General features: G+C 53.7%; 11 protein-coding genes. 7 read left to right on the top strand and 4 right to left on the bottom strand.

Going from position 1 to position 12,661, the window contains the following annotated elements; all coding sequences use genetic code 11:
- Nucleotides 1-17: 17 nt before the first annotated feature.
- The 4 genes from nudC to H616_RS0107490 form a co-directional block, all read right to left on the bottom strand.
- A complete protein-coding gene (gene nudC / locus H616_RS0107505; protein WP_027966812.1) occupies nucleotides 18-824 on the bottom strand; it encodes an NAD(+) diphosphatase in 807 nt (268 codons plus the stop codon).
- Nucleotides 824-1,594 (bottom strand): DNA polymerase III subunit epsilon, encoded by a 771-nt coding sequence (gene dnaQ / locus H616_RS0107500; protein ID WP_027966811.1) that lies wholly within the window; start codon nucleotides 1,592-1,594, stop codon nucleotides 824-826. The genes nudC and dnaQ overlap by 1 nt, the downstream gene beginning before the upstream one ends.
- A gap of 76 nt (nucleotides 1,595-1,670) precedes the next feature.
- Nucleotides 1,671-2,144, bottom strand: coding sequence for a ribonuclease HI (gene rnhA, locus H616_RS0107495; RefSeq protein ID WP_035572738.1), 474 nt, complete (start codon nucleotides 2,142-2,144; stop codon nucleotides 1,671-1,673).
- A gap of 3 nt (nucleotides 2,145-2,147) precedes the next feature.
- The gene (locus tag H616_RS0107490) at nucleotides 2,148-2,924 is read right to left on the bottom strand and encodes a class I SAM-dependent methyltransferase (protein WP_027966809.1); all 777 of its coding nucleotides are present in this window, start codon (nucleotides 2,922-2,924) and stop codon (nucleotides 2,148-2,150) included.
- 124 nt (nucleotides 2,925-3,048) lie between these two features.
- Here H616_RS0107490 and gloB point away from each other — a divergent pair, with 124 nt between their 5' ends.
- From gloB to H616_RS0107455, 7 genes are all read left to right on the top strand, one after another.
- On the top strand, nucleotides 3,049-3,816 hold the full coding sequence (gloB, locus tag H616_RS0107485; protein ID WP_027966808.1) for a hydroxyacylglutathione hydrolase: 768 nt from the start codon (nucleotides 3,049-3,051) through the stop codon (nucleotides 3,814-3,816).
- A gap of 99 nt (nucleotides 3,817-3,915) precedes the next feature.
- Nucleotides 3,916-5,097, top strand: a complete 1,182-nt coding sequence (locus H616_RS0107480) for a transglycosylase SLT domain-containing protein (RefSeq protein WP_027966807.1) — start codon at nucleotides 3,916-3,918, stop codon at nucleotides 5,095-5,097.
- A gap of 44 nt (nucleotides 5,098-5,141) precedes the next feature.
- Nucleotides 5,142-6,962, top strand: a complete 1,821-nt coding sequence (locus H616_RS0107475; protein ID WP_027966806.1) for an extracellular solute-binding protein — start codon at nucleotides 5,142-5,144, stop codon at nucleotides 6,960-6,962.
- A 13-nt stretch (nucleotides 6,963-6,975) separates the two neighbouring features.
- The gene (locus tag H616_RS0107470; protein ID WP_027966805.1) at nucleotides 6,976-8,061 is read left to right on the top strand and encodes a microcin C ABC transporter permease YejB; all 1,086 of its coding nucleotides are present in this window, start codon (nucleotides 6,976-6,978) and stop codon (nucleotides 8,059-8,061) included.
- Nucleotide 8,062: 1 nt separating this feature from the next.
- Nucleotides 8,063-9,154, top strand: coding sequence for an ABC transporter permease (locus H616_RS0107465; RefSeq protein ID WP_027966804.1), 1,092 nt, complete (start codon nucleotides 8,063-8,065; stop codon nucleotides 9,152-9,154).
- A complete protein-coding gene (locus H616_RS14450) occupies nucleotides 9,151-10,776 on the top strand; it encodes an ABC transporter ATP-binding protein (protein WP_051234070.1) in 1,626 nt (541 codons plus the stop codon). The genes H616_RS0107465 and H616_RS14450 overlap by 4 nt, the downstream gene beginning before the upstream one ends.
- A gap of 227 nt (nucleotides 10,777-11,003) precedes the next feature.
- Nucleotides 11,004-12,617: an ABC-F family ATP-binding cassette domain-containing protein gene (locus H616_RS0107455; protein WP_027966803.1), complete on the top strand. Its 1,614-nt coding sequence runs from the start codon at nucleotides 11,004-11,006 to the stop codon at nucleotides 12,615-12,617.
- The last annotated feature ends 44 nt before the right edge of the window (nucleotides 12,618-12,661 follow it).

Here is a 12,661-nt window from a genome sequence, read left to right as displayed (position 1 = left end):
AGGGCTGCATCAACGCGTTACTGGTCTTTCAACTTGGCCAGGTGAGTCTCAATCAACGCTCTAGAGATTGAATACGGTGGCGGCAGCCGAGGCAAGGTGCGTGGCGAAAACCAGGCAGCATCGCTAATTTCTCGCTGATCGATACGAATGCGTCGGCTTGCCGCTTCAGCAAAGTAGCCCAGCATCAAGGCATGCGGAAACGGCCATGCCTGGCTTCGGAAATAACGCATTTCACCAAGAAACAGCCCGACCTCTTCATAAACTTCACGGTGCACCGCCTCCTCTGCTGACTCTCCTGGCTCAATAAAGCCGGCCAGTGTTGAATACTGACCAGGACGAAAGCGTGGACTACGAGCCAGTAGCAGAGACTCACCATGCGTCACCAATGTAATGATGCAAGGTGAAATACGCGGATAGTTACGATGACCACAACTATCACAGTGCATCGCAAACTCATGATTCAGCCGTGATGCTGGCACACCACAGCGACCACAAAAGCGGTGATTAGCAAGCCACGCCCCAACCTGCAATGCAGTTGACAACAACGGGAACCAAGACTCAGGCAGCTTGGCCATCCAAGCCCGACCATCCAGCCACTCGCAACGCGCTAGGCTATTATGCAACACCTCAGACGTGGCATTATCCGTATCAATACTGAGCAGCCCCACGGGCTCATCATTCCACCAACAAAGCGGTTGGACATCCTCATCCCAGCTACAGCGGGGAAACAGCGGCGTGTCATCCTGCGCCATAGCCAAACGCCCTTGATTAAGCAGCATCAGCCGTCCAGCCGTTTCTTTCATTGGTAATTCACGGCGTAGCATCAATGGCTCTCCGCTTCTTGGCCCTGGCTCTCCAGCCGGTCCCACTGACACTCACCTGCGACCTTACGAATATGCTCAAGTTTATCGAGGTGGGCCTGCCATTCAGCAGCATCCGGCGCAATCACGCTTAAGCGATCACGCCCTGCTGGCAACCGCCTAACCGAAAAACCATTCGACGCACCACCTGAGCCATCGTACTGAGAGTCCTCTCCACGGCTATCTAGCATGAGCGTCGTCTGCCCCCCTGTCATGGCGAGGTAGACATCAGCCAGAATCTCGGCATCCAGTAACGCACCATGCAATACGCGGTGGCCGTTATCGATGGCGTAACGCTTACACAAGGCATCTAGGCTATTGCGCTGCCCAGGGTGCATTTTTCGCGCCATTGTTAACGTATCAACAACATCACACCGGTCAGCAACTGGCCCTAAAACCGGCTCACCGCGCACGCTGTTAAGTTTCTGGGTCTCATGATCAATAAACCCCACGTCAAAAGGGGCGTTATGAATGATAAGTTCAGCACCTTCAATAAAGCGCCAAAATGCATCTGCGATTTCAGCAAACAGTGGCTCATTGGCTACCCGCTCATTCGTGATGCCATGCACCGCCATGGCTTCAGCTTCTATCTCACGCTCAGGATTAATGTACTGGTGGTAGGTGTTACCCGTCAGACGGCGATTAACCATCTCAACCGCACCAATTTCAATTAGGCGATGCCCTGCACGAGGATCGATACCTGTAGTCTCTGTATCTAAAATAATTTGACGCATGCTCGGTCTCGCTATTCACTGGTGCCGATGATATTCATTACGATAACGCTAAGTTAAAACAAGTAGTTGCTCGAAACTAACGCAACTCATCAATCGCTTCGTTAGCCAAACTGTCGGCTTTTTCATTACCTGCCACACCGCTATGGCCCTTTACCCAGTGCCATTCCACCTCATGGCGCTGAGTTTCTTCTAACAGGCTTTGCCACAGGTCAGCATTTTTAACTGGCGCTTTGGCTGCTGTTTTCCAGCCACGCTTAATCCAGCCATGAATCCACTCCGTAATTCCTTTGCGGACATACTCTGAGTCCGTCCACAGTTCCACCTTGCAAGGTCGCTTGAGCGCGCGCAACGCTTGAATGGCCGCCATCAGCTCCATACGATTATTCGTCGTATTGTGCTCGCCACCTTTCAAGGACTTTTCATGATCCCCCCAACATAACCACACACCCCAGCCGCCCGGCCCTGGGTTTCCACGACAACCACCATCGGTATAAATTGTCACTTCACTAAGCTGCTCACTCTGCAGGCTGTCAGTGGCGTTAACACCCATCACTCAATTCCTGTCGTTAGTTGTCTGCTCAAGCTGCTTGCTGAGCCCAGCCGAACCGTTGAGCGCTCGGCCAACCAAAGGTTTACCAAACACTAACTTGTTACGATTCGGCAAAATCAGCAGTGAACGTCGTCGTGCGTGGATCATATAACACTCCCCGAACGGCAAATTATGACGTCGCCCAAAAGCCTCCAGACTGCTGTTACTTTCACGCCGGCTAGGCAGTCGAAAACCGCAGTAGTCTACCCGCTGCACGTCAAAATCAACAAACGCCAACCACTCTGCCAGCTGTTTCGGGGCCCGCCACCGCTCTTGGCTGGAAAGCTCACTCCGCCGCTTTGGCAGCCGTTTTGCAAGAGCCAACGGCGACAACGGCGACCAGCCGAAAATAATTAAGTTGCCATCATCAGCCAACACCCGAGTGGCTTCTTGTAAAACTCTGTGTGGCTCTGCCGTCACCTCAAGCAGGTGGTGAATCAACACCAGATCCAGACAACCGTCTGGCAATGGCAGCGTGTCAGGGTGGCACACCAAGCTCTCTGCTGTTTCAGCCAGCTCAGCACACGGCACCCAATACATGAGATGCTGCACGGAGCAAATATTTGCCAGCTGAGCGCCCAGCCCAAGCTCAAGCCCATGATGCCCGAACCAGCGGTCCGACACAGGCCCCAGGCAAGCCCGCTCAGCCTTCTGTAGCGCGCAGCCACGGGCTGACGACCAAAACTCGCGCCCTTTCTGTACTTGCCTAACCACAGGCTGTCGCTCCAGCGAATTTGACATGATGCAGGCTTCTCTTCACAGTCGTGACGTTACAAATGACTCGTTCATATTTTTTTACGAAAAACCCCATGGAAAATTTAGCGCTGCCACCAGTGACTGAAGTCCGCGCAAGGAACAGCCTATCATGTTGAGCGTGACACCGATTCCAGCCTTTCATGACAACTATATCTGGATGCTGCGTCAAGACTCGCAGCGAGAAGTCTGTGTCGTTGACCCCGGCGATGCGGCACCGGTCATCGCGGCCCTTGACGCCGAAAACCTGACCCTCGCCAGTGTGCTCATCACTCACCATCATGCGGATCATACTGGCGGTCTGCCCGAGCTTGTCGAGCGTTATGCGCCACATGTCATTGGCCCACATAATTCAGAGATCGCCAATATTGACCAGCATGTTGGTGATGGCGATGACATACGCATGCTAGGTCGGTTGTTTGAAGTGATCGAAGTGCCTGGCCACACTCTCGACCACATCGCTTTTTTCACACGTGGCATTCCTGCCATGCTGTTCTGCGGAGACACGCTATTCAGCGCTGGCTGTGGCCGGCTGTTTGAAGGCAGCCCCGAACAGATGCATAGCGCGCTATCACGCTTTACAGCACTGCCCGATGATACCTTGGTTTTTGCAGCCCACGAGTACACATTATCTAACCTTGAGTTCGCCTCAGCCGCTGACCCAAAAAATAAAGATGTACAGCATGCCTTGGCGGAATGCCGCCGAATGCGTAAACTCAACCGCCCAACCCTGCCCAGCAGTATGGAGCGCGAGCGTCGAATCAATCCGTTTCTGCGCTGCCACTTGGCTGATGTGCAGCAAACAGCGTCTGCACAAGGGGATACCAGCAGCGAACTGGCGACTTTTGCTACGTTACGTACTTGGAAAGACAGTTTTTGATCACTGATTAACCTCAGTATCAATGCCATTTACACCAAAGCTCAGCTACACCAAAGCTCAGCAAGAAAAATTGCGCAAGACCGATTTCTGGAGACATGAATGACCTTTTATCAGCGCCGCCGACTGCTCGGTCTTGCCGGCACCCTAAGCCTTACCAGCGCGTTAATGGCCACCTCTTTCGATGGCTTGGCCTCCGTTTCAACCCAGCACACTATTCCACCAACTACTACTTACAGCGCTGGCAGTGTTAATAGTCCTCAGACCACACTCTGGAGCGAGCTGGAAGTCGAATCAACGGATGCCTGGGAACGCCTTCGCAGTGGCTTTGCATGGCAAGAAACATGGGAAAACCAAGCGGGTGAGCAGCGAGTGCGCTACTGGATCAACCGCTATCTGGAAAGTCCTCGCAACATTGCCATGATCAGCGAGCGCGCTAGGCCTTGGCTGGGTTGGATCATTCAAAAAGTCGAAGCTCGCGGTCTGCCCAGTGAAATCGCGTTGCTGCCCTTTGTTGAAAGCGCCTTTGACCCTAATGCAAAAAGCCACATGGGAGCCGCTGGGTTATGGCAAATAATGCCGCGTACCGGTGACGCCCTAGGCCTGCAGCGTTCTCGCAGTTGGGATGGCCGCTTAGACGTGGTGAATTCCACTCGAGCCGCACTCGATTACATCGAGCTTCAGGCCGAGCAGTGGTACGAGGGTGATCTTGAACTTTCGTTGGCGGCTTATAACGCTGGGGCTGGCACGGTAAATAAAGCGCGTCGCGCCGCGACTGCCCAAGGTAACGGCGAAACCTACTGGGACTTAGCCCTACCGTCAGAAACCATGGACTACGTGCCTAAATTGCTGGCTATTTCATCCATCATCAACGATCCCGAAAAATACGGTATCGACCTACCAGCAATAAACACCACGCCCACCTTTGCCAGTGTTAAAGTGACGGCCCCACTGACGCTCGATACTGCTGCCAAACACTTAGGCATCACCTCGCAACAGCTGGCAGAACTTAACCCCGGTCTCAAGAGTCATACCGCGCACCCACGGCAAGTTCGTGAGCTACAGGTTCCGGTAGAGCGCCAGCCACTTTTGGTTGCTGCACTTAATCAGCAGGTACCCGCCTCTCAGACTGTCTCTGATGCTATCCATGTCGTTCAGCGCGGTGATACGTTGAGTCGTATTGCATCGCGTCACGCCGTTTCTCCAATAGACTTGGCACGTTGGAACGGCATTCGTCATAACGCCACGTTACAACCTGGACAACAACTCACAACGTCAGAATAATCATATAGGCCTGACGCCCGAGGTTTGCAGAAGGAGTTTGCGCCATGCGTTCAACCGCCCTACTGATGTTCTCACTTTGTTTCACCTCTGCGCTTACCAGTGCATCTGAGGATGTACCGGTTCGCCATGGACTATCGCTGTATGGCGAACCGGCATTAGCCGAAGACTTTACACACTTTCCCTATGCTAACCCTGACGCGCCGTTGGGCGGCAGCTTGGCACGTGCCGCTATTGGTAGTTTCGACTCGACCAACCCTTTCATTATTCAAGGTACACAAGCTGTAGGGCTCAGCAGTATTTACGACACCTTGATGGTCACCAACCCCGATGAGCCATTCAGCATGTATGGCTTATTGGCTGAGGGTATCCGGCTTGCACCAGACCGCAGCTGGGTCGAATTCGACCTTCACCCCCAGGCCCGCTTCCATGATGGCGAACCCATTACGGCTGACGATGTGGTCTTCAGCTTTACTACGCTGACGGAAAAAGGCCAGCCGTTTTATGGGGCTTACTATGCTGACGTCACAGAGGTAAGCGCACTGAATGAAAGTACGGTGCGCTTCACTCTGGGCGATAACGAGTCCCGTGAGTTGCCACTGATCATTGGCCAGCTACCGATACTTCCTGCACATTACTGGCAAGATCGTGACTTTGAAGTGCCGACTCGCGATGCTTTATTAGGCTCCGGCCCTTATCGCATCGCTAATGTAGACCCTGGGCGACGTATTGTTTATGAACGGGTCGATGACTATTGGGGCAAAGACCTTCCCGTCAATCGTGGGCGTTACAATATCGATACGCTGATATTTGACTACTACCGCGACCATACCGTTGCACTTGAAGCATTCAAAGCCGGCAATCTCGATATGCGCATCGAGAACAGCGCCCGTGAATGGGCAACTGGCTATGATTTTCCGGCCACACGTAACGGCCTGGTTAAACGGCTCGAAGTGCCAACTGGCCAGCCAGCGGGCATGCAGGCTTTTGTCATGAACGAGCGTCGCCCACTATTTGAAGACAAACGCGTACGCCAAGCGTTCAACTTGGTATTTGATTTCGACTGGCTGAACCAGAACCTCTTTTACGATGCCTATCAGCGCACACAAAGTTACTTTGAGCATTCCGACATGGCCGCTAGCGGCTTGCCTGAAGGGGGTGAGCTGGCACTGCTGGAGCCTTATCGCGATCAGTTGCCTGACGACGTGTTCAACACACCGTTACCTATTGCCCAACCCGACGATATGCGCGAACGCCTTCGCCAAGCCATGGCGCTGTTACAAGACGCAGGCTATGCACCCAACAATGCCGGAGAGCTGGTTCACCAAGACACGGGCGAGCCACTGCGCTTTGAAGTGCTACTACATGACAGCACATTCGAGCGGGTCGTTCAGCCGCTGCTACGCAACCTTTCTCGCCTGGGTATAACAGGTAAGCTGCGCACGGTGGATGTCAGCCAATACCTTAACCGCTTACGTGACTTTGATTTCGACATGATCGTGGGCTCGTTTCGCCAGTCCAACAACCCTGGGAATGAACAACGCGAATTCTGGGCCAGCGAATACGCTAATCAGCCACGTAGCCGTAACCTAATCGGCCTTGAAGACCCAGTAGTCGATGAGCTGGTCGACACGCTGATTGCCGCTGACTCTCGTGAGTCCTTGCAAGACGCCACTCGCGCACTAGACCGTGTGCTGCTATGGGGTTTTCATGTGATTCCTCAGTGGTACCTAGGTAACAATCGTATTGCGATTTGGGACAAATTTGCTGGCCAGGAGCCTTATCCAGAATACGGCATAGACCTAGACGCCTGGTGGGTCGATCCGCAGCAGTCGGAGCGTATCGAAGCACGTCAGCGCAGCCGTTAAGCGAGGAAGCAACTTGGCTGCTTATGTAGTGCGTCGCTTGCTGATGATTATCCCCACTCTGCTGGGGATTCTTCTGCTTAATTTCATAATTGTTCAGGCAGCCCCTGGCGGCCCTGTCGACCAGATGCTGGCTCGATTTGAAGGCATGTCCAGCGATTCCAGTACACGCCTGCAACGTGGCGGTGACGTTGTCAGCAGCTCCAATAGCAGCGAGCCGTCATCGAGCAACTCACACGGAATATCAGACCAGTTCGTCAAACGCCTCGAACAACGCTTCGGCTTCGACCGCCCCGCCCATGAGCGCTTTCTCTCCATGCTCAAGGACTATGCTCGCTTCGATCTCGGCAAGAGCTTTATCAGCGGTGAAAAAGTCACTGTCATGATTCTGGAGCGCCTTCCCGTTTCAATATCACTAGGCCTGTGGACGCTCTTGCTGGTTTATTTGATATCTATTCCACTAGGCATTCGCAAAGCGATGCAACATGGTTCACGCTTTGATGTCTGGACCTCCGGCTTGGTTATTGTTGGCTACGCCATTCCCGGTTTTTTGTTCGCTATACTGCTGATTGTGCTATTTGCTGGCGGTAGCTATTGGGATGTTTTTCCGCTGCGTGGACTCACATCACCAGACTTCGATTCACTATCAACATGGGGCAAAGTCAAAGATTACTTCTGGCATATCACCCTGCCCGTTCTGGCTTCGACCATCGGTAGTTTTGCCACACTTACCATGCTCACCAAAAACAGCTTTCTTGACGAAATTCACAAGCAGTACGTATTAACCGCCAAAGCCAAAGGCGCTAGCGATAAACAAGTGCTATATGGCCACGTGTTTCGTAATGCCATGCTGATCATTATCGCAGGCCTGCCTGCAGCAATGATTGGTATTTTCTTTACCGGCTCGCTGCTCATTGAAGTGATTTTCTCACTGAACGGGCTGGGCCTGATGGGGTTTGAAGCCGTAATCAACCGCGACTACCCGGTCATTTTCGGCACGTTATACCTGTATACACTCATCGGCTTACTGCTCAAACTGGTCTCAGACTTGACCTATATGTGGATTGATCCGCGTATCGACTTTGCAACCCGGGAGGCCTGAAATGCACTTTGCAAAATCACGTCTCCAACTGTCCCCCATGGCACGTCGGCGAATGGCCGTCTTCCACGGTAACCGCCGCGCTCATTGGTCATTGGTTATTTTTTCCGCCTTGCTAGTCATCAGCCTGCTGGCCGAAGTCATTGCCAACGACAAACCACTGGTTATGTCCTATAAAGGGCAATGGTACGTACCTGTACTGATCGACTACCCAGAAACAACGTTCGGCGGTTTTCTGCCCACACCTACCGATTACCGTGACCCTTATATTCGAGAAGAAATTGAAACCAGCGGCTGGATGCTATGGCCTCTGATTCCTTACTCTTACGATACGCTGGACATGCAGCTCACCCACCCTGCCCCCTCACCACCCAACGCTCGCCATTGGCTGGGTACCGATGACCAGGCCCGAGATGTTATGGCCCGAGTGATTTACGGCTTCCGTCTGTCAGTCATGTTTGCGTTAGCACTAACACTCGGCTCATTGGTTCTCGGGGTACTAGTTGGTGGAATACAAGGCTATTTTGGCGGCAAGACAGACCTCATCGGCCAGCGTCTTATTGAGGTGTGGTCAGGCATGCCGGTACTGTTTCTGCTGATCATTTTAGCCAGCCTGTTCGAACCTAATATCTGGTGGTTGTTAGGCATCATGCTGCTATTTTCGTGGCTTGGCTTGGTAGACATCGTACGAGCCGAGTTTCTACGCGCACGTAATTTAGAGTACGTCAAGGCGGCCAAAGCCATCGGCCTGCCATCGCGCTTGATCATGTGGCGCCATGTGCTTCCTAATGCCATGGTAGCAACACTGACATTCATTCCGTTTTTGTTTACCGGTGCCATTACCACTCTCACCGCACTGGACTTTTTAGGCTTTGGGTTGCCGCCCGGCGAACCCTCCCTGGGTGAGCTGGTTGCCCAGGGGAAAAATAACCTGCAGGCTCCCTGGCTAGGCATCTCAGCCTTCATGACCCTCGCGATCATGCTGTCGCTGCTGGTATTCATTGGCGAAGGCTTGCGCGACGCCTTTGACCCGCGTCATGTGCCGCTGACTGACGGCGCAGGTGAAAACAGCAACGACAAGGAGGCTGCAGCTTGAGTGCATCTCCGCTATTACGCCTAGATCAGCTAGATATTGCCTTTGGTGAGAAACCCGTCGTTGATAGCTTATCGCTGGAGGTTTGGCGTGGTGAAACCCTAGCGCTGGTGGGTGAGTCCGGCTCAGGCAAGTCGGTCACTGCGCTGGGGGCCTTAAACCTGCTGCCTAGCAGCGCCAATATCTATGGCCAGCGTTGGCTAGGTGACACCGATCTCACTCAACTCACCAAGCGCGAATGGCAGGGCATTCTTGGCCGTCGGGTCGGCTTTATTTTTCAAGAGCCGATGACCTCGCTCAACCCACTGCACAAGATTGGTCGTCAAATTGGTGAAACGTTACGTCTTCATCAAGGGCTATCAGGTCAGGCCGCTCGTCAGCGAAGTCACGAACTGCTGGTACAGGTGCAGCTGCCCCGCCCTGATGAACTGCTCGATGCTTGGCCACACCAGCTATCCGGCGGGCAGCGGCAACGGGTCATGATCGCCATGGCTATTGCCAATCGTCCTGAGCTACTGATTGCTGATGAGCCAACTACCGCCCTGGACGTTACCGTACAGCAAGACATTCTTGCTCTACTGGATGACCTGCGCGACACGCATAATATGGGCATCCTACTAATTACCCATGACCTCAACCTAGTACGCCGCCACGCTCATCGTGTGTGTGTCATGAAAAACGGCCAACAGCAGGAAAGCGGCACCGTACAGCGCGTTTTTCAGCACCCCGAAAACAGCTACACTCGCCAGCTATTGAATGCCGACCCTAGCGGGCGTCCCACACCGCCCACCTCAACCGATACGCTGCTTGAGCTGCGTGAGCTTGAGGTCAACTTTCAGCGGCCAAAGCGACTTTTTGCAAAGCGTCCGCCAGCATTTCAAGCACTGCAACCGCTAAACCTGCATGTAGGACGAGGTGAAACCTTAGGCGTGGTAGGTGAGTCGGGCTCTGGCAAGACGACGTTGGCGCTCGCACTATTGCGGCTCACACCAAGCCAAGGAGAAATTCATTTCGATGGTGAGCGCCTGGATACCTTAAGTGGTGAGGCGCTTCGCCGCCAACGGCGACGCTTTCAAATTGTCTTTCAAGACCCCTACGGCTCGCTTTCACCACGTATGCCAGTGGCTGACATCGTCAGTGAAGGACTTCACTTTCATCATCCAGAGCTATCCCGCGCAGAAGTCGAGCAACGCGTGCTCACGACGCTTCGTGAAGTTGGGCTGCCAGACAACGTTGCCTCACGCTATGCCCACGAATTTTCAGGCGGCCAGCGCCAACGCATCGCCGTAGCTCGCGCCTTGATTCTTGAGCCCGAACTTCTCGTGCTCGACGAACCCACCTCAGCACTGGATCGTACCGTACAGGCTCAGCTCGTTGAGCTATTACGTGATCTGCAAGCGCGTCGCGGCCTGAGTTATGTATTTATTAGCCACGACCTAACCGTGGTGCGCGCTATGGCGCACCGCGTGATGGTGCTTAAAGAAGGAAACGTACTAGAAAGCGGCAACTGCCTAGACGTATTGAGCCACCCCAGTAACCCCTATACACGCGCGCTGGTGGAAGCGGCTGGCCTTTTAGATACAAAGCCCCCCACCAGTCTGAGGCCACCTTCAGATGATGAATAAACCGACTCTGTAGGCACGAGCTCACCCGGCACACCAATCACGGTTTGTTGGTTTAATGCGTTGACATTACTGCATTGTCCATTTCTGCAAGTGCTTGTAAAATAATCAGCCTATTCCTGCCAATATGAGGTATTCGTCCAATGCGCCATTAATGCCGCCGTTGCTATGACGGCCAGTCTCCACCAGCCCCAATAGCAGGGGAGTTCTTGGCATTTTTGGATTAAAGCATGACGAAACCCCATCTCGTACTGAACGACGTGTCCTACGTTCTGCCAGACGGCAGAGCCCTTTTCTCTGACGTAAACGAACAATTCGATAGACGCTCAACAGGAATGGTTGGGCGAAACGGTGTCGGTAAAACGTTACTAGCACATATTCTGGCCGGGTGGTTACAACCCACCACCGGCTACTGCCAATGTTCCGGCAGCGTGCATTACCTCGCCCAGCAAGTGGTGCATCCGGATGGCTCGACAGTGGCCGACTTGGCGGGAGTAAAGCACATGCTGGATGCGCTAGCACGTATTGAGGCAGGCAGTACAGCACCGAAGGATTTCGAGGCCGTAGGAGATCACTGGGACATACACCAGCGGCTCCGCTATGAGCTTGAGCGCAATCACTTGAGCCACCTTGAAACCGATACGCCTGCCAGCACCCTTAGCGGCGGTGAGGCGATGCGAGTTTCTCTGATGGGTGCCATGCTCTCGGATGCAGACTTCTTGATTCTCGATGAGCCGAGTAATCATCTCGACCGACCGAACCGACAGGCGCTGATCGAACAGCTACAACGCTGGTCGCGTGGGCTGATCGTGATCAGCCATGATAGGCAATTACTGGAATCCATGGAACGTATCGTGGAATTGTCTTCCCTGGGGATTCACAGTTATGGAGGCAACTACTCATTTTACGCCGAGGCTAAGGCACACGAACGACAGAGCGCCCTACAACACCTTGGTGAGCGCAAGCTTGAACGCCAACGCCAGGAACAGGCGATGCAAAAACAGCGTATACGGCAGGAACAACGACAAGCCCGCGGCAACCGGCAAGGCAAGGAGGCCAATCAAGCCAAGATCTTGCTGGATCGTCAGAAAGAGCGCAGCGAAACATCGTCGGGTACGCTGCGCCAGAAACAAGCCAACAGTCGGGCACAACTCAACCAACGCGTGCGTGAAGCCGAACAGCAAGTTGAGGATCAGTCGCAAATAACCCTGCATGACATACCCATCACGCAGGCTGTAAAGCGTCGCGTGGCAGATTTGAATGGCGTGGAGCTGCCGTACGTAGCGGAGGCAACCCGTACCATAAGCCTGACCTTAAGTGGGCAGCAGCGTATCGGGGTCGTCGGCCCGAACGGTTGTGGTAAATCCACGTTGCTTCGCGTGCTTGCAGGCCAAGTTGCGCCCTTAGCTGGGGTATCCAAGGTAACGCCCGAGAGCGCCTATCTGGATCAGCGGTTAGAAAATCTAGCCCCGGAAAAGACGGTACTAGCGCAGTTACAATTAGCCAATCGAACAGCGACTGAAGGCGACCTACGTATGCGTTTGGCTCAACTAGGGCTTGACGCGCAGAAGGTAGCAACACCTAGCGGGTCGCTGAGCGGCGGTGAGCGCCTGAAGGGAGCTCTCGCTTGCCTGCTTTACGCCGACTCACCACCGCCACTGTTGTTACTTGATGAGCCGAGCAACCACCTTGATTTGCCCTCAGTACAGGCCTTGGAAATCATGTTGCGTAGTTACCAAGGTACGTTAATCGTGGTGTCGCATGATGACTCATTTCTGGAAAACCTAGGACTCACAGATCGCTTGCGTGCTACTGAACAAGGCTGGAACTTGGAGCCACTTTGACGGGAATGTCGTGTGTCTCACGATAATCCCTATTTTGCGTTCAC

It is taken from the genome of Halomonas halocynthiae DSM 14573, assembly GCF_000425725.1.
Taxonomy (GTDB): Bacteria; Pseudomonadota; Gammaproteobacteria; order Pseudomonadales; family Halomonadaceae; genus Halomonas; species Halomonas halocynthiae.
Note: the sequence above shows the minus strand (reverse complement) of the source record. Positions and strands in the feature narration are given on the sequence as shown.

Excerpts from the sequence above, each read along its gene's own strand:
- H616_RS0107455 (WP_027966803.1), top strand. The coding sequence starts at position 11,004 with ATGACGAAACCCCATCTCGTACTGAACGACGTGTCCTACGTTCTGCCA.
- H616_RS0107465 (WP_027966804.1), top strand. The coding sequence starts at position 8,063 with ATGCACTTTGCAAAATCACGTCTCCAACTGTCCCCCATGGCACGTCGG.
- H616_RS0107475 (WP_027966806.1), top strand. The coding sequence starts at position 5,142 with ATGCGTTCAACCGCCCTACTGATGTTCTCACTTTGTTTCACCTCTGCG.
- rnhA (WP_035572738.1), bottom strand. The coding sequence starts at position 2,144 with ATGGGTGTTAACGCCACTGACAGCCTGCAGAGTGAGCAGCTTAGTGAA.
- nudC (WP_027966812.1), bottom strand. The coding sequence starts at position 824 with ATGCTACGCCGTGAATTACCAATGAAAGAAACGGCTGGACGGCTGATG.
- H616_RS0107490 (WP_027966809.1), bottom strand. The coding sequence starts at position 2,924 with ATGTCAAATTCGCTGGAGCGACAGCCTGTGGTTAGGCAAGTACAGAAA.
- gloB (WP_027966808.1), top strand. The coding sequence starts at position 3,049 with ATGTTGAGCGTGACACCGATTCCAGCCTTTCATGACAACTATATCTGG.
- H616_RS0107480 (WP_027966807.1), top strand. The coding sequence starts at position 3,916 with ATGACCTTTTATCAGCGCCGCCGACTGCTCGGTCTTGCCGGCACCCTA.
- dnaQ (WP_027966811.1), bottom strand. The coding sequence starts at position 1,594 with ATGCGTCAAATTATTTTAGATACAGAGACTACAGGTATCGATCCTCGT.